The organism is Variovorax sp. SPNA7 (genome assembly GCF_033807855.1).
Taxonomy (GTDB): Bacteria; Pseudomonadota; Gammaproteobacteria; order Burkholderiales; family Burkholderiaceae_C; genus Variovorax; species Variovorax beijingensis.
In genome coordinates this window covers 840,626-860,232 of sequence record NZ_CP138513.1, presented here as the reverse complement: position 1 = coordinate 860,232, position 19,607 = coordinate 840,626, and the positions used below count along the sequence as shown (strand labels likewise).

At 67.4% G+C, this 19,607-nt stretch carries 17 protein-coding genes; 2 read left to right on the top strand and 15 right to left on the bottom strand.

Features of this window, described 5'->3' with window-relative positions; translation table 11 throughout:
• Window positions 1–7 precede the first annotated feature (7 nt).
• Together RZE77_RS03825 and RZE77_RS03820 are read right to left on the bottom strand one after the other, a co-directional pair.
• Window positions 8–1,459 carry an aspartate ammonia-lyase gene (locus RZE77_RS03825; protein ID WP_319440766.1) on the bottom strand — a complete coding sequence of 484 codons (1,452 nt, stop codon included), beginning with the start codon at window positions 1,457–1,459 and terminating at the stop codon, window positions 8–10.
• A 194-nt stretch (window positions 1,460–1,653) separates the two neighbouring features.
• Entirely contained in the window at window positions 1,654–2,649 is a 996-nt protein-coding gene (locus RZE77_RS03820; RefSeq protein WP_319429530.1) for a LysR substrate-binding domain-containing protein, read from the bottom strand.
• Between the two features lie 61 nt (window positions 2,650–2,710).
• On the opposite strand from RZE77_RS03820, the gene RZE77_RS03815 reads away from it, so the two are divergent.
• Window positions 2,711–4,153, top strand: coding sequence for an amidase (locus tag RZE77_RS03815; RefSeq protein ID WP_319440765.1), 1,443 nt, complete (start codon window positions 2,711–2,713; stop codon window positions 4,151–4,153).
• Between the two features lie 25 nt (window positions 4,154–4,178).
• Here RZE77_RS03815 and RZE77_RS03810 read toward each other — a convergent pair whose 3' ends face one another.
• Both RZE77_RS03810 and RZE77_RS03805 read right to left on the bottom strand, forming a co-directional pair.
• Entirely contained in the window at window positions 4,179–5,117 is a 939-nt protein-coding gene (locus tag RZE77_RS03810) for a 2-hydroxyacid dehydrogenase (RefSeq protein ID WP_319440764.1), read from the bottom strand.
• Between the two features lie 41 nt (window positions 5,118–5,158).
• Window positions 5,159–6,994 (bottom strand): ABCB family ABC transporter ATP-binding protein/permease, encoded by a 1,836-nt coding sequence (locus tag RZE77_RS03805; protein ID WP_319442297.1) that lies wholly within the window; start codon window positions 6,992–6,994, stop codon window positions 5,159–5,161.
• Window positions 6,995–7,036: 42 nt separating this feature from the next.
• On the opposite strand from RZE77_RS03805, the gene RZE77_RS03800 reads away from it, so the two are divergent.
• Window positions 7,037–7,462 carry an acyl-CoA thioesterase gene (locus RZE77_RS03800; protein ID WP_319429524.1) on the top strand — a complete coding sequence of 142 codons (426 nt, stop codon included), beginning with the start codon at window positions 7,037–7,039 and terminating at the stop codon, window positions 7,460–7,462.
• 6 nt (window positions 7,463–7,468) lie between these two features.
• Here RZE77_RS03800 and RZE77_RS03795 read toward each other — a convergent pair whose 3' ends face one another.
• The 11 genes from RZE77_RS03795 to RZE77_RS03745 all read right to left on the bottom strand — a co-directional run bounded on the left by RZE77_RS03795 (window position 7,469) and on the right by RZE77_RS03745 (window position 19,599).
• Window positions 7,469–8,575, bottom strand: a complete 1,107-nt coding sequence (locus tag RZE77_RS03795; protein ID WP_319442296.1) for an ABC transporter substrate-binding protein — start codon at window positions 8,573–8,575, stop codon at window positions 7,469–7,471.
• A gap of 196 nt (window positions 8,576–8,771) precedes the next feature.
• Window positions 8,772–9,536 carry an enoyl-CoA hydratase gene (locus tag RZE77_RS03790; RefSeq protein WP_012745973.1) on the bottom strand — a complete coding sequence of 255 codons (765 nt, stop codon included), beginning with the start codon at window positions 9,534–9,536 and terminating at the stop codon, window positions 8,772–8,774.
• A gap of 53 nt (window positions 9,537–9,589) precedes the next feature.
• Window positions 9,590–10,183: a 2-hydroxychromene-2-carboxylate isomerase gene (locus RZE77_RS03785; RefSeq protein ID WP_319440763.1), complete on the bottom strand. Its 594-nt coding sequence runs from the start codon at window positions 10,181–10,183 to the stop codon at window positions 9,590–9,592.
• Window positions 10,184–10,528: 345 nt separating this feature from the next.
• Window positions 10,529–11,275: an SDR family oxidoreductase gene (locus tag RZE77_RS03780; protein ID WP_319440762.1), complete on the bottom strand. Its 747-nt coding sequence runs from the start codon at window positions 11,273–11,275 to the stop codon at window positions 10,529–10,531.
• Between the two features lie 91 nt (window positions 11,276–11,366).
• Window positions 11,367–12,200, bottom strand: coding sequence for an acyl-CoA thioesterase (locus RZE77_RS03775; protein ID WP_319440761.1), 834 nt, complete (start codon window positions 12,198–12,200; stop codon window positions 11,367–11,369).
• Window positions 12,201–12,232: 32 nt separating this feature from the next.
• Window positions 12,233–13,132 carry an alpha/beta hydrolase family protein gene (locus RZE77_RS03770; RefSeq protein ID WP_319440760.1) on the bottom strand — a complete coding sequence of 300 codons (900 nt, stop codon included), beginning with the start codon at window positions 13,130–13,132 and terminating at the stop codon, window positions 12,233–12,235.
• 52 nt (window positions 13,133–13,184) lie between these two features.
• Window positions 13,185–14,387 (bottom strand): acetyl-CoA C-acyltransferase, encoded by a 1,203-nt coding sequence (locus tag RZE77_RS03765; RefSeq protein WP_319440759.1) that lies wholly within the window; start codon window positions 14,385–14,387, stop codon window positions 13,185–13,187.
• Window positions 14,384–14,803, bottom strand: coding sequence for an endonuclease domain-containing protein (locus RZE77_RS03760; protein ID WP_319440758.1), 420 nt, complete (start codon window positions 14,801–14,803; stop codon window positions 14,384–14,386). The genes RZE77_RS03765 and RZE77_RS03760 overlap by 4 nt, the downstream gene beginning before the upstream one ends.
• 64 nt (window positions 14,804–14,867) lie before the next feature.
• Window positions 14,868–17,291, bottom strand: coding sequence for a 3-hydroxyacyl-CoA dehydrogenase/enoyl-CoA hydratase family protein (locus RZE77_RS03755; RefSeq protein ID WP_319440757.1), 2,424 nt, complete (start codon window positions 17,289–17,291; stop codon window positions 14,868–14,870).
• Between the two features lie 36 nt (window positions 17,292–17,327).
• Window positions 17,328–17,762, bottom strand: a complete 435-nt coding sequence (locus RZE77_RS03750; protein ID WP_319440756.1) for a DUF2147 domain-containing protein — start codon at window positions 17,760–17,762, stop codon at window positions 17,328–17,330.
• A 40-nt stretch (window positions 17,763–17,802) separates the two neighbouring features.
• Window positions 17,803–19,599 carry an acyl-CoA dehydrogenase C-terminal domain-containing protein gene (locus tag RZE77_RS03745; RefSeq protein ID WP_319440755.1) on the bottom strand — a complete coding sequence of 599 codons (1,797 nt, stop codon included), beginning with the start codon at window positions 19,597–19,599 and terminating at the stop codon, window positions 17,803–17,805.
• Window positions 19,600–19,607: the final 8 nt, after the last annotated feature.

The window sequence follows — 19,607 nt, the reverse complement described above, 5'->3', positions numbered from 1 at the left end:
ACTTTCACTAAGCAGCCTTTGTGCCCGAGGGCTCGGCAGCCGGCGGCACCGGCGCGGACAGGCGCACCGGCTGGGTCAGGTTCTCGGGCACGAGCAGCGCCTCCATCTCGGCGCGGGTCATGATGCCGAGCGATTCGGCCACCAGGTCGATGGGCCCGCCGGTGGCCAGCGCGGTCTTGGCGATGAGCGCCGCCTTCTCGTAGCCGATCAGCGGATTCAGGGCGGTGACCAGCGTGACCGATTCGCGCACCCGCTTGGCCAGGAACTCCCGGTTCGCCTCGATGCCTTCGACGCAGTTGTGCTGCAGCGTGTTGCAGGCGTTGCTCAGGTGCTTGATGCTCTTGAACAGGCTCCATCCCATGATCGGCTCGAAGGCGTTGAGCTGCAGTTGGCCGGCCTCGGACGCCATGGTCACGGTGATGTCGTTGCCGATGACCTCGAAGGCCACCTGGTTCATCACTTCCGGGATCACCGGATTCACTTTGCCCGGCATGATCGACGAGCCGGCCTGGCGCGCCGGCAGCCGGATCTCGCCGAAGCCGGCCTGCGGCCCGCTGGAGAGCAGGCGCAGGTCGTTGCAGGTCTTGCTGAGCTTGGTGGCCACGCGCTTGAGCACGCCCGACAGCTGCACGAAGGCGCCGGTGTCCTGCGTGGCCTCGATGAGGTTGGCGGACTGCTTGAGCGGCACGCCGGTCTGCTCGGCCAGGTACTGGCAGGCCAGGTTGGCATAGCCGTGCGGCGCGTTGATGCCGGTGCCGATGGCGGTGGCGCCCAGGTTGATTTCCTCGATGAGCGCGCGCGCCTCGCCCAGCCGGGCCTCGTCCTCGCCGATCATGACGGCGTAGGTCAGGAACTCCTGGCCCAGCGTCATGGGCACGGCGTCCTGCAGCTGGGTGCGGCCTATCTTCAGGATGTCCTTGAATTCGAGCGCCTTGGCTTCGAAGCTCTTGCGCAGCGCCGCCATGGATTCGAGCAGCCGGCCGATGGCGAACCACAGCGCCAGCCGCACCGCCGTCGGATAGACGTCGTTGGTGCTCTGCGAGGCGTTGACGTGGTCGTTGGGATGCAGCACGTCGTAGCGGCCCTTTTCGTGGCCGAGCTTCTCGAGCGCGAGGTTGCAGATCACCTCGTTGGCGTTCATGTTGGTGGAGGTGCCGGCGCCGCCCTGGATCACGTCGACCACGAACTCGTCGAGCAATTTGCCTTCGATGAGGTCCTCGCAGGCCAGGATGATGGCGGCCGCGCGGTCGCGGTCGATGGCGCCGAGGTCGGCATTGGCGCGCGTGGCGGCCTTCTTCACGAAGGCCAGCGCGCGCACCAGGTCGGGCATGGCCGACACGCGGGTGCCGGAAATGGCGAAGTTCTCGACCGCGCGCGCCGTGTGCACGCCCCAGTAGGCAAAGGCAGGAATCTGCTTCTCGCCGAGAAAGTCGTGTTCGGTCCTGAAATTGGAGCTCATACAGGTTCCTCGGCTAAAAAAAAGCACGCGGATGGCGCGTGCCGTAAAGATTGCTGTGTGACAGCGGCAAAAAACTGCCGCGACTGTAGTGGCCGCGGGCCTGCGGCGCCAATGCCGTTTGCGGGGAGGCTTATGCGTTGCATTTATAGATTGTGCAGCGCACAAATTCCGCGCGTCAATCGATCGGATGGCGGTCAGCGGCCCGGCGGCTGGGCACCGACCAGGTACGACCACAGCGCATCGGCCGTGCGCTTGGGCTGCAGGCCCTCGGAGGCGGCGGCAGCCTTTGCCGAGCGGCCGGTACCGGTTTTCACGGGGGCCGCCGGCGTGCTCGGCCGCTCGCGGTAGGCGCGGATTTCCATCGTCGCCTCCAGGCTGTCGATCTCGGGCGGCAGCGCGCTCACGAGCTTGCGCGCCTTGATCTCCTTGCGCACCGCGCTCTGCGGCAGGAAGGCGATGCCGTGGCCTTCGAGCGCCATGACCTTCAGGCCTTCGGCCATGTCGGTTTCATAGACCCGGTCGAGGTGGATGGCGGTGCCCGACTCCTTCAGCAGCTGGTCGACCACCCGCCCCAGGTAGGCGCCGGGCGCATAGCCCAGGTAGGGCAACGGCTGGCCCGGCCGGCCGGGCAGCCGGAAGCGCGGCGCGCCGTCGGCGTCGGCCTTGACCCAGGGCGCCACGGTTTCCTCACCCAGGCTGACCATCTCGTACTTGTTGGCGTCGAGCTGCAGCGGCTGGGAAGGATGGTGGTAGGCGATCAGCAGGTCGCAGCTGCCCTCGACCAGGCGCAGCACGGCGTCGTGCACGTTGAGCGCGATCAGCCGGCTCTTGATGGGGCCGAAGTGCTCGCGCAGGCTGGTCACCCACGAAGGAAAGAAGGTGAAGGCCAGCGTGTGCGGCACCGCGATCTCGATCACGTCCTGCCCGGCGGCCGAGTGGCCGCGCAGCATGGCGCGGGTGCTCTGCAGCGACTGCAGCATCTCGATGGCCTGGCTGTAGAGGGTCTGGCCCGCGGGCGTGAGGCGCGTGGGGTAGGAACTGCGGTCCACCAGGTCGGTGCCGGCCCAGCCTTCGAGCGCCTGGATGCGGCGCGAGAACGCGGGCTGGGTCACGTGCCTCAACTGGGCCGAGCGGCTGAAGCTGCGCGTTTCCGCCAAACTGATGAAGTCTTCGAGCCACTTTGTTTCCATACGCGGCGATTATGCGAGCGCCGCGCCATACTGGGCTCCCCCTCCTTTTCCCGCATCCGCCATGCCTTCAGCCGATCTGCTCGACCTCAGCGCCACCGAACTCTCGCGCCGCATCGCGGCCCGCAGCGTGTCCTGCCATGAGCTGATGCAGGCCTCGCTGGCCCGCATCGAGGCGCTCAACCCGCGCTTCAACGCGATCGTCTCGCTGCGCGAACCCGAGGTGCTGCTGGCCGAAGCCCGCGAGCGCGATGCCGAACTGGCGCGCGGCGAACGGCGCGGCTGGATGCATGGCTTTCCCTTGGCGGTGAAGGACCTGAGCCATGCGGCCGGGCTGCCGACCTCCATGGGCTCGCCGCTTTCGCCGCGCTCGCCGGCGCGCACCGACAGCCTGCACGTCGCGCGCATGCGCGCGGCCGGCGCCATCGTGATCGGCAAGACCAACACGCCCGAATTCGGCCTGGGCTCGCACACCTACAACACCGTGTTCGGCATCACGCGCAACGCCTACGCGCCCGGGCGCAGCGCCGGCGGCAGCAGCGGCGGCGCGGCCGTGGCGCTGGCCCTGGGCATGCTGCCGGTGGCCGACGGCAGCGACATGATGGGCTCGCTGCGCAACCCGGCAGCATTCAACAACGTGATCGGCATGCGGCCCTCGCGCGGACGCGTGCCCGGCGACCCCGAGCAGGAGCTGTTCTTCCAGCAGCTGGGCACCGAGGGCCCGATGGGCCGCACGGTGGAAGACACCGCGCGGCTGCTCGCGGTGCAGGCGGGCTTCGATGTGCGCGTGCCGCTGTCGTCGCCGCAGGCACTGCCTTCGGCCGATGCCATCGCACTCGACGGCGACGGAAAAGGCCTGCGCATCGGCTGGCTCGGCAGCCTCTGGCCCGAACTGCCGCTGGCGCCCGGCATCCGCGAACTCGGGGAGCAGGCGCTCGGCACCTTCCGCGCCATCGGCTGCGAGGTCGAGCCCTGCACGCTCGACGTGCCGCGCGAGCACAACTGGAGCGCCTGGCTGCGGCTGCGCCAGTTGCTGGTCGGCGGCAAGCTCGGCGCCTACCTGAGCGACCCTCAGCTGTTCGCGCAGCTCAAGCCGGAAGCGCAGTGGGAAATCGAGCAGAGCCGGCACCTCGATGCGGCCTCGCTCTACCAGGCCTCGCTCTACCGCTCGAACGTGTACCGCGCGTTCCTCAGGCTGTTCGAGCGCTTCGATTTCGTGCTGGCACCGACCGCGCAGGTGTTCCCCTTCGACGCCGAACTGCACTGGCCCGCCGAGGTGGCCGGCGTGCCGAGCGACACCTACCACCGGTGGATGGAGATCGTGACGCCGTTCACGCTGGCGGGCTTGCCCACGCTCAATGTGCGCGCAGGTTTCGGCGAAGGCGGGCTGCCGATGGGCCTGCAGCTGTCTGGGCCAATCCATGCGGACCTCGACGTGCTGCGGCTCGGGCATGCCTATGACCAGGCCTGCGGCTGGGGCGTTCATCGCCCCCCGGTATTGGCTTGACTCCCTCCCCTTCCGGGGGAAGAAATCAGACCGGCGTCAACACACCACGCCCTGCAAAGTGCCCTTCGGCATTCGCAAGAAAATGGTCGACCGACTTCTGCGTGGCCTCGGGCGACCAGCCCGCCATGTGCGGCGTCAGCAGCACGTTGTCGAGGCCGACCAGCGGCTCGGGCCGTTTCGGCTCGCTTTCGTACACATCGAGGCCGGCTCCGGCAATGCGGTGCTCGCGCAGCGCAGCGGCCAGCGCCTCGGTATCGACCACGCTGCCGCGCCCGATGCTGACCAGATAGCCCTGCGGCCCGAGCGCATCGAGCACCTCGGCATTGACCAGGTGCCTGGTCGCCGGCCCGCCCGGCGCGGCCAGCACCAGGAAGTCGGCCCAGGCCGCAAGCGACTTCAGGTCGCCGAAGTAGCGGTGCGCCGCGCCTTCGCGCGGCTTGCGGTTGTGATAGCCGATCTCCATGTCGAACGCGGCCGCGCGCCTGGCGATCTTCTGGCCGATGGTGCCGAGCCCCAGGATGCCGAGCTTCTTGCCCGACACGTTCGGTGGCTGCGGAATGGCTTCGCGCCACACGCCTTCGCGGCACAGCCGGTCGAGCTTGCGGAACTCGCGCACGATGCCGATCAAAAGGCCGAAGGCATGGTCGGCCACGCAGTCGTCGTTGGTGCCCGCGCCGTTGGCGGTGGCGATGCTCCGCGCGCGCGTCGCTTCGAGCGGCACGCCTTCGTAGCCCGCGCCCATGCAGCAGACCAGCTCGAGCGCCGGCATGGCCGCGATCTCTTCGGGCGTGATGCCGATCACGCCGATGGTCAGCACCGCGCGGAATTTCTTGCCGTGCTCGGCAATGGCGGCGGCGCGCGCGGCGGGGTCGAAGGCATAGGTCATGTCATAGACCTCGGCAATCTGGGCCTGGTGGGCGCTCGAGAGGCTGTTGAGCACCAGCAGGGGGATCTTGGTCGGCACGTCTGAACTCCTGGATCGATTTGAAAAGATGAATGATCGGGCTACATCAGTGGCGTGGCTTCGCTTTTCTGCAAAGCCCACATCTGCGCATAGCGGCCCTGCTTCGCAAGCAGCTCGGCATGCCTGCCACGCTCGACGATCACGCCCGCTTCGAGCACCAGGATCTCGTGCGCGTCGACCACCGTCGAGAGGCGGTGCGCAATGACCAGCGTGGTCTTGTCCTGCGCGGCGCTCCTGAGTTCCGATTGGATGGCGCGCTCGTTGGCCGAGTCGAGCGCCGAGGTGGCCTCGTCGAAGATCACGATCGGCGGGTTCTTGAGCAGCGTGCGCGCAATGGCCACGCGCTGCTTCTCGCCGCCCGACAGCTTGAGGCCGCGCTCGCCCACGGTGGTTTCGTAGCCCTTGGGGGTGGCCGAGATGAAGTCGTGGATGCGCGCCGCGCGGGCCGCGCCTTCTACCTCTTCGCGCGTGGCACCTGGGCGGCCGTAGGCGATGTTGTATTCGACCGTGTCGTTGAACAGCACCGTGTCCTGCGGCACGATGCCGATGGCGCGGCGCACGCTGGACTGCTGCACTTCGCGGATGTCCTGCCCGCCGATGGTGATGCGGCCCTGCTGCACGTCGTAGAAGCGGTAGAGCAGCCGCGCGAGCGTCGACTTGCCCGAGCCCGAGGGGCCGACCACGGCCACCGTCTTGCCGGCCGGGATCTCGAAGCTCACGTGCTTGAGGATGGGACGGTCGGGCTCGTAGGCGAAGCTCACGTCTTCGAAGCGGATGGTGGAGTCGACGCCAGCGAGCGGCTGCGCGCCGGGCGCATCGCGCACTTCGCGCTCCTTCTCCATCAGCACGAACATCTTGTCGAGGTCGGTCAGGCTCTGCTTGATCTCGCGGTAGATCACGCCCAGGAAGTTGAGCGGAATGTAGAGCTGGATCATGAAGGCGTTGACCATCACCAGGTCGCCCAGCGTCATGCGGCCTTCGACCACGCCCGAGGTGGCGCGCCAGAGCATCAGCACCAGGCTGGTCGCGATGATCAGCTGCTGGCCGATGTTGAGCATGCTCAGCGTGCGCTGGCTCTTGATGGCGGCCTTGCGGTAGCGGTCCAGGCTGGCGTCGTAGCGCCTGGCCTCGAACTCCTCGTTGTTGAAGTACTTGACGGTTTCGTAGTTCAGCAGCGAATCGACCGCGCGGCTCTGGGCCATGGAGTCGAGCTCGTTCATGGTCTTGCGGAACTGGGTGCGCCACTCGGTGACGGTGACCGTGAAGGTGATGTAGAGCACCAGCGCCGCGGCCGTGATCCAGACGAACAGCGAATCGAACTTCACGCCCAGGATGGTGAGCACCAGTGCCAGCTCGATCAGGGTGGGCACGATGCTGTAGAGCGACATCGAGATGAGCGAATGCACGCCGCGCGTGCCACGCTCGATGTCGCGCGTCATGCCGCCGGTCTGGCGCTCCAGGTGGAAGCGCAGGCTCAGCGAATGCAGGTGGCCGAACACCTCCAGCGCGATCTGCCGCGCCGTGCCCTCGGTGGCCTTGGCGAAGATCAGCTCGCGCAGTTCGCCGAAGAGCGCGGTCGAAAAGCGCAGCAGCCCGTAGGCCAGCAGGAGCCCGAGGGGCACGATCAGCAGCGCCTGCGCCATGTCCGGCTTGGGCGTCATGGTGTCGATCAGATCCTTGAGCAGCACCGGCACGCCCACGTTGGCCACCTTGGCGCCCACCATGAAGCCGAGCGCGGCGATCACCCGCCACTTGTACTGCCAGAGATAGGGGAAAAGGCGCCGCAGCGTCGCCCAGTCGGAGCGGTCGCTGCGCGCCGGCGCGTGGCCGGTGGCGGTATGGGACGGGGGAGGTAGGGCTTCGCCGCTGCGGCGCATGAGGGACAATCGTGGTTGCTTTGTTTGTTCCAGATTGTGCCCATGTCCGATATTTCCAGCGCTGCCGCCGCCGCAACCCTCAAGAGCCTGCCCACCGACATGGAGCTGGTGCTCAAGGTCATTCCGATGCCGGCGGACTGCAACGCCAATGGCGACATCTTCGGCGGCTGGGTCATGGCGCAGTGCGACCTGGCCGGCTCGGTCATTCCGGCACGCTATGCCAAGGGCCGCCAGGCCACGGTGGCGGTCAACGAATTCATCTTCAAGCAGCCGGTGCGGCTGGGCGACATCCTCTCGTTCTATTCGAAGCTGGTGCGCATCGGCCGCACCTCGGTCACGGTCACGGTCGAGGTGTTTGCCGAGCGCTTCCGGGCGCAAGGCGAATACATCAAGGTGACGCAGGCCACCTTTACCTACGTGGCCATCGACGACAACGGCCGGCCCCGGCCCATTGAGCAGCAGCCCTGAGCGCGCTCACAGCGCCGGGTCGCGCACCCGCTCGAAGCGTTCGAACTCGCGGTTGACCCAGCGCCCGTCGAGCCGCTCGGTGCGGCGGATGTAGACGGCCTGCACGATGTCCCGCGTGTGGGCGTCGATCTCGATCGGGCCGCGCGGGCTCTCGAGCTTCAGTCCCCGGAAAGCATCCACCAGCTGCTCTGCGCTCGCGCCGCCGCGCGCGGCGGGCGAGCTCATTGCGGCATCGGCCGCCGCGAGCGCATCGTGCGCCGCCACCGCGAAATAGCCGGGCCGCAGGTGGCTGCCGTACTCGGTCTCGAAGACGCCGGTGAAGCGGCGGTTGGCCGCCGAGTCGTGGGCAAACGAATAGTGGTGGCTGGTCACGAGGCCATCGGCCAGTTCGCCGATGCCTTGGAGGTAGTGGTCGTCGGTGGCGTCGCCGGTCGCGAGCAGGCGGATGCCGGTGTCGGCCATGCCGCGGTCGCGCCAGAACTTGAGGAAGGTCGCGGGCATCTGGCCCGAAGGCAGGAAGAAGAACACCGCCTGCGGCCTGAGCTCGCGCAGCCGCAGCATGTAGGCCGAATGGTCCAGCGTGTTGAGCGGCACGCGCAGCATCGCGCCGATGCGCCCGCCGCCGGCGGTGATGGCCGAGACAAAAGCGCTCTCGGCATCGACGCCCGAGGCGTAGTCGGCCACCACGGTGCAGACATCGCGCAGCCCTTGCTGGACCGCCCAGCGCGCCAGCGGCATCGTGACCTGCGCAATGGTGAAGGACACCCGCACCGCGAACGGGCAGCGCGCCGTGATGCCTGACGAGGCCGCATTCATCACCAGCAGGGGCACCTTGGCCTGCGTGGCCACCGCGCCGACGGCGTAGGCGTTGGAACTGAAGTCCAGCCCCGCGAGCAGGTCCACGCGCTCGCTCTCCACCAGGTCCTGCGCATGGCGGCGCGCCTGCTCGGGCGCGCTGCCGGGCACGTCGCGGCGCAGCAGTTCGACCGGGCGCCCCGCGATGCGCTGGTTGTGGGCAGCAAGCCAGACCGACATGCCGGCATCGAACTGCCGCCCACCGGCCGCATAGGGGCCGGACCAGGAGCCGATGAGGCCGATGCGCAGCGGCCGCACGCGGGCCAAGACCAGCGAAGGCGCGGCCAGGGTGCCTGCGAGCAGGCCTAAAGTACGCCTGCGCACGGCGTCGATTGCTACTTTTTCAGTAGCATCATTCGCCCACTGGGTGGACGTTGCCGGCGATCGTGTCTCGAAAACTTGCACGGCATCAGTGTACGCATGCGCCGTGGGCCGGCAAGCGTGGAAACGCGCCTCAGACTTTCGAGAAATCGGGCTTGCGCTTCTCCATGAAAGCGCCGAAAGCCTCGCGCGCCGCGGGTTCGCGCAGCATGCGGCCGAAGCTCGCGCCTTCTTCGTCCATGCGTTCGAGCACGGCCGGCATCTGCGCCTTCTTCAGCAGGCGCTTGGTCTCGACCAGCGCGCTCAGCGGCTTGGCCGCGAGCTTGCGGGCCTGCACCTGCGCGATGGCATTGGCTTCGGTCGGCGGCACGATGCGGTTGACCAGGCCCACTTCGAGCGCGGCCTCGGCCATGAAGGGTTCGCCCAGCAGCAGCGCCTCGGCCGCGCGGTGGTAGCCCAGCATCTGCGGCACGAGCAGGCTCGATGCCGCCTCGGGGCACAGGCCCAGGTTCACGAAAGGCATCGAGAACGCCGCGTTGTCGCCCGCGTAGACCAGGTCGCAGTGGAACAGCATGGTGGTGCCGATGCCCACGGCCGGGCCGCAGACCGCCGCCACGATGGGCTTGGGAAAGGCCGCGATGCCACGCAGGAAGCGGAACACCGGCGAATCCTTGCCGGCCGGCGGCGCGTTGAGGAAGTCGCCGATGTCGTTGCCCGCGCTGAAGATGGTGGGGTCGCCCTGGATCAGCACGCAGCGCACGGCCGCATCGCCCTCGGCCGCGGCCAGTGCATCGGCAAGCTCTCCATACATGCTGCCGGTGATCGAGTTCTTCTTGTCGACGCGGTTGAAGGTGAGGGTCATCACACCGGCTTCGGTGTGGACGAGGATGTCGCTCATGGGAATGGTCCTTGGATGAAAACGGTTTGTTTGCCTGGATGGCGGCGCAGTGGTCAGGCGTCGAGGGCTTCGCGCACGAAATCCAGGCGGTCCTGGCCCCAGAACATCTGGTCGCCGACGAACATGGTGGGCGCGCCGAACACGCCACGCGCCACCGCTGCCTGCGTGACGGCCTTCAGGCGGTCCTTCACTTCCTGCGTGCCGGCCAGCGCGAGCAAGGCGGCGGCGTCGAAGCCCGCATTCTGCAAGACGGCGGCCACGGTGGCCGGGTCGTTCATGTTCTTCGGCTCGACCCACATCGCGTGGAAGACGGCATCGACGTATGCGCCAAAGCGTGCCGGCTCCTTCATCTGGAGGCCGGTCGCGCCGCGCATCAGCAGCAGCGTGTTGATGGGAAAGTGCGGGTTGTGCACGAAGGGCACGCCGTAGCGTTTGGCAAAGCGCTGCAGGTCGATGGTCATGTACGGCGCCTTGGGCACCACCTCGACCGGCGAACGATTGCCGGTGGCCTGGAACACGCCGCCCAGCAGCATGGGCTTCCACACCAGTTCGGCGCCGGTGTCGGCGCACACATGGGGCAGCTGCGTGGCGGCGAGGTAGGCGGCGGGGCTGCCGAAGTCGAAATAGAACTCGACTGTTTTTGTCATTGGGGTCTCCTTATGGGGTGCGCTCGTTCTTGGCGCTGTTGTTTCAGGGCGTGTGCACAGGCCACCGGGTACTCCCCTCCGCGAATGTCCCCCGGCCTGCGGCCTCCTCCTTTATTTCGCTGCGGGGAGCACCCGATGCCCTGTGCACCAGGGCACGCCGCTGGTGAACCGCTGATCAACGACCGCTCTGTCCAACGCTCCCGCCGATGGGGTGCCTTGCGCAGCGAAATAAAGGGGGAGGCCGAAGGCCGGAGGACATTCGCGGAGCAAGGTACCCCGTCGGCGGGAGCGCGCCCTGAATCGGCAGGCACAACGCGACGAACAATCAAACGGACCGAAGTCATCTCAGAACTTCTCCGACCAAGGCCGCAGATCGAGCTCATGCGTCCAGGCGTCACGCGGCTGCGCGTGCAGCATCCAGTAGCTGTCGGCGATGTGCTCGGGGTTCAGGATGCCGTCGCTCTCCTTCAGCGCATAGCGCTCGGGAAAATTGCTGCGGATGAACTCGGTGTCGATGGCGCCGTCGACCACCACGTGCGCCACATGGATTCCCTGCGGCCCGAGCTCGCGCGCCATCGACTGGGCCAGCGCGCGCAGCGCCATCTTTGCGCCCGAAAACGCACCGAAGTTCGCCGCACCGCGCAGCGACGCCGTGGCGCCCGTGAAGATGATCGTGCCGCGGTGCCCGCTCTTCGGCATCGCGCGCGCCACCATGCGCCTGGCCACTTCGCGCCCGTTGAGAAAGCCCGAGAAGCAGGCCATCTCCCACACCTTGAAATACTTGCGCGCGGTCTCGGCGAGGATGCTCTCGGGCACGTTGGCGCCGATGTTGAACACCATCACCTCGATCGACCCGATGGTCGATTCGATCTGCTCGACGAGCGCCACCACTTCTTCTTCCTTGCGCGCATCGCAGCCGAAGGCATGGGCGCGGCCGCCCGCGGCCTCGATCTGCGCGACCAGCGGCTGCAGCTTGTCGAGGCTGCGGCGCGTGACGCAGGTGGCATAGCCCTCGCGCGCGAAGCGGCGGGCAATGGCGCCGCCGGTGGCGTCGCCGGCACCGACGATGAGTGCGGCTTTGGCGAGTGCCATGGTCACGAGCGCCGCGCCGGGCCGCCCCAAGCAAGCGAGCGCCCCCTCGGGGGGCAGAGAGGACACGAAGTGCCGAACGTGGGGGTCATATTCATTCCTTGTAGTAGACGATCTGGTTCGAGGTGGCGAGCAGCACGCCCTGCTCGCTCCACAGATGCGCCTTCTGGTCGAAGAAGCCGTTGAAGAACTGCTGCCCCACCGCGCGGCCCAAGAGGTAGCCCGTGCCGACCTCGGCCAGTTGCGCCGGACCGGCATGGAAGTAGGTGGTGATCGACACCGTGCCGGCCGGCACATGCCTGGCGCGGCGCAGCCAGACGCGCGGATAGAACACGTCGCTCATCGCGGCCAGCGAGGCAAAGTCCAGCGGCCGCGCCTGCGCGTCGCGCAGCCAGAGCCGGCTCTCGCTGTGATGCAGGCTCGCGTCCCACTTCGCGGGAATGCTGCCGCTGAACAGGCGCATCTCGTACTGGTCGAGCCAGGCCACGCCGGCCGGGCCGACGCTCAGGCGCTCGACCGTCTCGGGACTGGGCGCCTCGGGCATCGGCAGGTCGCTCTGGCCCCAGGTCTCGCGGCGCGCGGCCGTCACCACGGTGGCCGTGGTGGTCATGTTCGGCGCGCCGCTGGCGCCAGGCTGCGTGATCTGCACGGTCCAGTGCTGGGTCGAGCGGTTGGTGCGCACCGCCGTGGCCTGCACGTCGAATGCGCCGGCCTCCAGCGCGGCCGCGAAGTTGACGGTCAGCGCGATCGGCGTGCCCAGCACATCCGGATGCTGCATCACCGACTGCAGCGCAATGGCCGCGGTGGCGCCGCCGAACGGGCCGACCATGTTCCAGTAGTCCGGGCTCGTGGCACCGGTGAAGTGGCCCACGCGGATGTCGCTGTGCTGCAGGGCCAGGGCCCTGTCGAAGGGGTGTTGCATGCTCATGATGATTTGCAGTGTGCCTCCGGTGGATGGCGTCACGCAGTCGTGTGCGGGACGCCGGCTTGCTGCACTGCGGTAAGCGCGGCCAGCCGGTTCAGCTTGTCGACCGTGCTCGGCCACAGGCTCTGGCTGAACTGTTCGCGGAAGAAACCGAAGTGCCCGATGCGCCGCGCCTGCACGTCGGCCGGCGCAATGCGCTCCATGGCGCGCGGCGCGCCGGCATAGAAGCTCAGCAGGCTTTCGGTGCCGGCGAGCGTCATGAGCTCGTCGTCGGTGATGGACAGCGCGAGCACCGGGAAGCGCACGCGCCCGTAGCTCTGCAGCGCCAGATCGCCTTCGGCGCCCACGCTGTAGCGCGGGTGGAGGCACCAGCGCCGCCATTGCAGGATCACGCCGCGCGGCAGGTCGCCCACCTTCTTCAGCCGGCGGCCCGGAAAGTAGCCGCACAGCCGCGTGGCCAGCGGCACGAGCACGAACCAGAAGTAGAGGATGCTGCGCTTGAGCTTCGGCGCGTTCTCGCGCCAGTAGCCGCTGCCGGCCGCGATGCTGACGAGGCCGTCGACCTGCTCGGGCCGCTGCAGGAAACCCGGCAGCTGTGCGCCCAGGCTGTGGCCGAGGAGATAGAGCGGCTGTTCGGGCAGCGCGGCCTTGGCGGCATCGATCACCGCTTCGTAGTCGCGCGCCCAGTCGAACAGGTCGGCCTCGAAGCCGCGCAGCGAGGCGCCGTTGCGCGAATCGCCCGAGCCGCGGTAGTCGAAGGTCCAGACGCGCAGGCCCTGCTGCGCGAGCCACTGCGCGAAGGGTTCGTAGAACGACTGGCGCACGCCCATCGCGCCGCCGATCACGATGCTGGCGCGCGGTGCGCCGGCGGGCTCGTAGCGGCGCACCGCCACTTGCACGCCGTTGTCGACCGGGAGTTGCTGCTGCGTCTGCATGAAGTTGTCTCCTTCGTGTGCCGACACGCGTTGCGGTGTCTTGTGTTACCGGTCAGACGCGTTCAAAAATTCCTGCCGCGCCCTGCCCCATCCCCACGCACATCGTGACCATGCCGTACTTCAGGTTCTCGCGCCGCAGCGCATGCACCACCGTGGCCGCGCGGATCGCGCCCGTCGCGCCGAGCGGATGGCCGAGCGCGATGGCGCCGCCCATCGGGTTGACCTTGCTGGGGTCGAGCCCCAGCGTGTTGATCACCGCGAGCGACTGCGCGGCGAAGGCCTCGTTGAGCTCGAACCAGTCGATGTCCTCGTGCTTGAGGCCGGCATAGCGCAGCGCGGCCGGAATGGCCTCGATCGGGCCGATGCCCATGATGTGCGGCGGCACGCCCTTGCTCGCAAAGCTCACGAAGCGCGCGAGCGGCGTGAGGCCGTACTGCTTCACGGCCTTTTCGCTCGCGAGGATCAGCGCGCCCGCGCCGTCGGAAGTCTGCGAGCTGTTGCCGGCCGTGACGGTGCCGCGCGCGGCGAACACGGTGCGCAGCTTGGCCAGGCCTTCGAGGCTGGTGTCGGGGCGCGCGCCTTCGTCGAGGTTGACGGTGCGCGTCTTGGCGATCGATTCGCCGGTGGCGAGCTCCGGCGTGCGGTCGGTCACCTCGATGGGCGTGATCTCGTCCGTGAACTTGCCGGCCTTCTGCGCGGCCAGCGCCTTCTGGTGCGAGGCGAGCGCGAATTCGTCCTGCGCCTCGCGGCTCACCTTCCACTGCTGCGCCACCTTCTCGGCCGTGAGGCCCATGCCGTAGGCAATGCCGACGTCGCCTTCGCGTTCGAAGATGGAAGGCGACAGCGAGGGCGAGTTGCCCATCATCGGCACCATGCTCATGCTCTCGACGCCCGCCGCGATCATCACGTCGGCCTCGCCCACGCGAATGCGGTCCGCGGCCATCTGCACGGCCGACAGGCCCGATGCGCAGAAGCGGTTCACGGTGATGCCGCCGATGCTGGTCGGCAGGCCCGCGAGCACCGCACCGATGCGCGCGACGTTCAGGCCCTGCTGCGATTCGGGAATCGCGCAGCCGCAGATGATGTCCTCGATGGCCTTGGGGTCGAGGCCCGGCACGGCGGCGAGCGCTGCCTTGAGCGTGGTCGCGAGCAGGTCGTCGGGCCGGTAGTTGCGGAAGTAGCCGCGGTGCGACTTGCCGATGGGAGTGCGGGTGGCGGAGACGATGTAGGCGTCTTGGACTTGTTTGCTGCTCATGAAGAAGCTCCTGGATTTTCTTGCTCCTTCCCCCGCCGGGGGAAGGTTGGGATGGGGGCCGGCGGCGTCAATTCGGCAAGCCGGTTGGCAATCGCCTGGCGAACCCCATCAAGATTGGTGAACGGATCGTTCGATGCAAAGCGCAGCACATCGAAACCCCGCGCGCGGAAGAATGCGTCGCGTCGCGCGTCGTAGCCCTGCTGCAGCTGATGCTGCGATCCGTCGAGCTCGACGATCAGCTTGGGCGCAAGGCACGCGAAATCCGCGATGTAATTGCCCAGCGGATGCTGGCGCCGAAATTTCACACCCAACTGCTCAGCGCGCAGTCCACCCCAGAGCTTTCGCTCCGAGTCGGTCATCTCGCGGCGAAGCACCTGCGCGTTTGCGCGGGCGTTGGGCGTGGACTGGTTTCGCATCGTGCTTGGTTGGAGGTTGCCCCCATCCCTGCCTTCCCCCGGAGGGGGGAAGGAGAAATGCAGGTCAGTTGCGCACCGGCTTCCCCGTGCTCAGCATCCCCATGATCCGCTCCTGTGTCTTCGGATGCACGATCAGCGAGCAGAAGGCCTTGCGTTCCAGCGCCATCAGGTACTCCTCGGTCACGAGCGAGCCCGCGTCCACGTCGCCGCCGGTCACCACGTGCGCGATCAGGCTCGCGATGTGGAAGTCGTGCGCGCTGATGAAGCCGCCGTCGCGCATGTTCACGAGCTGGCCCTTGATCGTCGCGGCGCCGCTGCGGCCCGCCACGCGGAAGGTGCGGCGCAGCGGCGCGCGGTAGCCGGCGTCGGCCATGGCCTTCGCTTGCTGCAGCGCCACGTACAGCAGCTCGTCCTTGTTCGGCACGATGATGTCGCTCTCGAGCAGGTAGCCAAGCTTCTTCGAGTCGAGCGCGCCGGTGCCCACCTTGGCCATCGCGGCGGCGGTGAAGCCTTCGGTCAGGAACGGCAGCAGGTCGGTGCCCGTGGAAGCCGATGCGTTCTCGGCCGCGCGGCGTGCGATATACGTCAGGCCGCCCGCGCCGGGGATCAGGCCCACGCCGACTTCGACCAAGCCGATGTAGCTCTCCATCGCCGCCACGCGCTTCGACGAATACACGGCCAGTTCGCAGCCGCCGCCCAGCGCCATGCCGCGCACGGCCGAGACCACCGGCACGCTCGCGTAGCGGATCTTGAGCATCACGTTCTGCAGCTCTTCCTCCGCGCCTTCGACGGCGCCGATGCCCGCGACCACGAAGGCCGGCAGCATCGCCTGCAGGTCGGCGCCGACCGAGAACATCTCGTCGGGCGACCAGATCACCAGTCCCTTGTATTCCGCCTCTGCGAGCTCGACCGCAGCACCCAGCGCCTCGGCCACGTCGGGGCTGATCGCGTGCATCTTCGAATGGATGCTCGCGATGAGCACTTCGCCATCGAGCGTCCACACGCGCACATCGCCTTCGTCGCTGATCGTCGTGCCCGCAGTGTTGGCATCGACCGCGTTCGCGCCGAGCACACTCTCCGGGAACAGCTGGCGGTCGTGCACCGGCAGCCTGCGCTGCGGCACGAAGGTGTTCTGCGATGCGCTCCACGATCCTTCGGGCGTGTGCACGCCGCCGGCCTGCGCGACCGGGCCTTCGAACACCCACTTGGGCAGCGGTGCGCTGCTCAGCGCCTTGCCGGCGTCGATGTCTTCCTGCACCCACTTCGCGACCTGCGCCCATCCTGCCTCCTGCCAGAGTTCGAACGGGCCCTGCTTCATGCCGAAGCCCCAGCGCATCGCAAAGTCGATGTCGCGCGCGCTCTCGGCGATGTCGGCCAGGTGAACCGCGGCGTAGTGGAACCCGTCGCGCAGGATGGCCCAGAGGAACTGCCCCTGCGGCCCTTCGCTCTCGCGCAGGAGCTTCAGGCGTTCGCCCGCGGGCTTCTTGAGCATGCGGCCGTACACCTCGTCGGCCTTCGCGCCGGCGGGCAGGTACTCGCCGCTCTGCAGATCGAAGCGCAGGATGTCGCGGCCGACCTTCTTGAAGAAGCCGGCCTTGGTCTTCTGGCCCAGGTTGCCGAGTTCGAGCAGCTTGGCAAGCACCGGCGGCGTCGCGAAGTTGGCGTAGAACGGATCGGTCTCGGCGTTCAGGTTGTCCTGCAGCGTCTTCACGACGTGGGCCATGGTGTCCAGGCCCACCACGTCGGCGGTGCGGAAGGTGCCCGAGCTCGCGCGGCCCAGCTTCTTGCCGGTGAGATCGTCCACCACGTCGGGCGTGAGGCCGAACTTCTCGACCTCCTTCAGCGTGGCCAGCATGCCGGCGATGCCGACGCGGTTGGCGATGAAGTTGGGCGTGTCGTGCGCACGCACCACGCCCTTGCCGAGCGTGCTGGTGACGAAGGCCTCGAGATCGTCGAGCACCTGCGGCTCGGTGGTGGGCGTGTTGATCAGCTCCACCAGGAACATGTAGCGCGGCGGGTTGAAGAAGTGAATGCCGCAGAAGCGTGGCTTCAGGGCTTCGGGCAGCGCCTCGCTGAGCTTGGTGATCGACAGTCCCGAGGTGTTCGAGGCCAGGATCGAGTGCTTGGCCACATGCGGCGCGATCTTCCTGTACAGGTCGAGCTTCCAGTCCATGCGCTCTGCAATAGCTTCGATGACGAGGTCGCACTCGCCGAGCTTGGCCAAGTCGTCGTCGTAGTTGGCCTGCTCGATCAGCACCGCATCGGCCACGTCGCCGAGCGGCGCGGGCTTGAGCTTCTTGAGGTTGTCGATGGCGCGCGAGACGATGCCGTTCTTCGCTGCACCTTGAGCGACAGCTCCGGTCGCGTCTTTTGCAGCCAGATCGAACAGCACCACAGGCACGCGCACATTGACGAGGTGGGCCGCAATCTGCGCGCCCATCACGCCGGCGCCGAGCACGGCGACTTTCTTCACTTGGAATCGGGACATGTTGATTGGTATTTCTTGGATTGAAAACGCGGCGGTCTACTGGATACGGTTCCAGGTCTGGGTGCGCCAGAAAGGGCCCAGGTAGCCGCGTACCTCGAGCTTCTTGCCGCCGTCAATCGGCGTGAAGCTCGCGCGGTATTCCTTGCCGTTCTCGGGGTCGAGGATCTTTCCGCCTTCCCAGACGTCCTTGCCGTCGGCCTTCTTGCCGCCGCGGATGATGTCGAGCCCGGTGATGGGCTTGCCCTTGCGGTCGTCGCTGCATTCATCGCAGATCGCATCGGGCTTGGCGTCCTTCTTGAGCGACTTCTCGATGCGGCCGATGAGCGCGCCGTTCGCTTCACCGATGCGGATCTCGGCCTTGGCCTCGCCGGTCTTGTCGTCGACGTTGCGCCACAGCCCCACGGGCGTGGTCTGGGCCGCGGCCATGACGGCGGTGGCGGCAAGGACGATGGCTGCAAGCGTCGATTTCATGAACAGGCTCTTGATCGGACGATGAAAAATGACGAAGGCCTCAGGCTAGCGCCGCGTCTGTGTCCATCAGCACCTTGCTGCCGGCGCGTGCGGTGCGCATCAGCGTCGCGGTCTCGGGGAACAGCTTGGCGAAGTAGAAGCGCGCGGTCTGCAGCTTGGCGACATAGAACGGATCCGTGTTGCCGGCCGCGATCTGGCGCAGCGCGACCTGCGCCATGCGGGCGAACAGGTAGCCGAACACGAAGTGGCCGGCCACGCGCAGGTAGTCCACTGCGGCGGCGCCCACTTCGTCGGGGTTCTGGAAGCCCTTGAAGCCGATCTCGGTGGTGAACTTGGTGAGCTGGTCGCCCAGGCCCGCGATCGGGTTGATGAACTCGGCCATCTTCTCGTTCACGCCTTCTTCCTCCACCAGCTTCGCAACCAGCTTGCCGAACTTCTTGAGCGACGCGCCGTTGTTGCCCAGCACCTTGCGGCCCAGCAGGTCGAGCGACTGGATGGTGTTGGTGCCCTCGTAGATCATGTTGATGCGGTTGTCCCGCACAAACTGCTCCATGCCCCATTCCTTGATGAAGCCATGGCCGCCGAACACCTGCATGCAGGCGTTGGTCGCGATGTGGCCGTTGTCGGTGATGAAGGCCTTGACGATGGGCGTGAGCAGCGCCACCAGTTCGCCCGAGTCCTTGCGCACCTTCTCGTCGGGGTGGTGGTGCTCCTTGTCGAGCAGCATCGTGCAGAAGATCTGCAGCGCGCGGCCGCCTTCGGCATATGCCTTGGCCGTGAGCAGCATCTTGCGCACGTCAGGGTGCACGATGATCGGATCGGCTTCCTTGTCCTTGGCCTTCACGCCCGAGAGCGAGCGCATCTGGGTGCGGTCCTTGGCGTAGGCCAGCGCATTCTGGTAGGCCACTTCGGTCAGGCCGAGCGACTGGTTGCCCACGCCCAGGCGCGCGGCGTTCATCATCACGAACATGGCCTGCAGGCCCTTGTTGGGCTCGCCCACCAGCGAACCGGTGGCGCCTTCGATCACGATCTGCGCGGTGGCGTTGCCGTGGATGCCCATCTTGTGCTCGAGGCCGGCGCAGAAGATCGGGTTGCGTTCGCCGAGCGAGCCGTCGGCCTTGACCTTGTACTTGGGCACCACGAACAGGCTGATGCCCTTGCTGCCCTTGGGCGCATCGGGCAGGCGGGCCAGCACCAGGTGGATGATGTTGTCCGCCATGTCGTGCTCGCCGGCCGAGATGAAGATCTTGCTGCCGGTGATGCGGTAGCTGCCGTCGGGCTGCGGCTCGGCCTTGGTGCGCAAGAGGCCCAGGTCGGTGCCGCAGTGCGGTTCGGTCAGGCACATGGTGCCGGTCCATTCGCCGCTCGTGAGCTTGGGCAGGTAGGTCTTCTTCTGCTCTTCGGTGCCGTGCGCCACCAGTGCTTCGTAGGCGCCGTGCGAAAGGCCGGGGTACATGGTCCAGGCCTGGTTGGCGCTGTTGAGCATCTCGAACAGGCACTGGTTCACCACGAAGGGCAGGCCCTGGCCGCCGAAGGCCGGGTCGCACGAGAGCGCGGGCCAGCCGCCTTCGACGTACCTGGCGTAGGCGTCCTTGAAGCCCTTGGGCGTCTTGACTTCATGCGTGGTCTTGTCGAGCGTGCAGCCCTCTTCGTCGCCGCTGATGTTGAGCGGGAACGTGACTTCGGCCGCGAACTTGCCGGCCTCCTCGATCACCGCGTTGATGGTGTCGGCATCGGTCTCGGCATGGGCCGGCAGCGCCTTGAGTTCGTCGGCGACGTTGAGCACTTCGTGCAGCACGAACTGCATGTCGCGTACGGGTGGGTTGTAGCTGGGCATCCGGGACT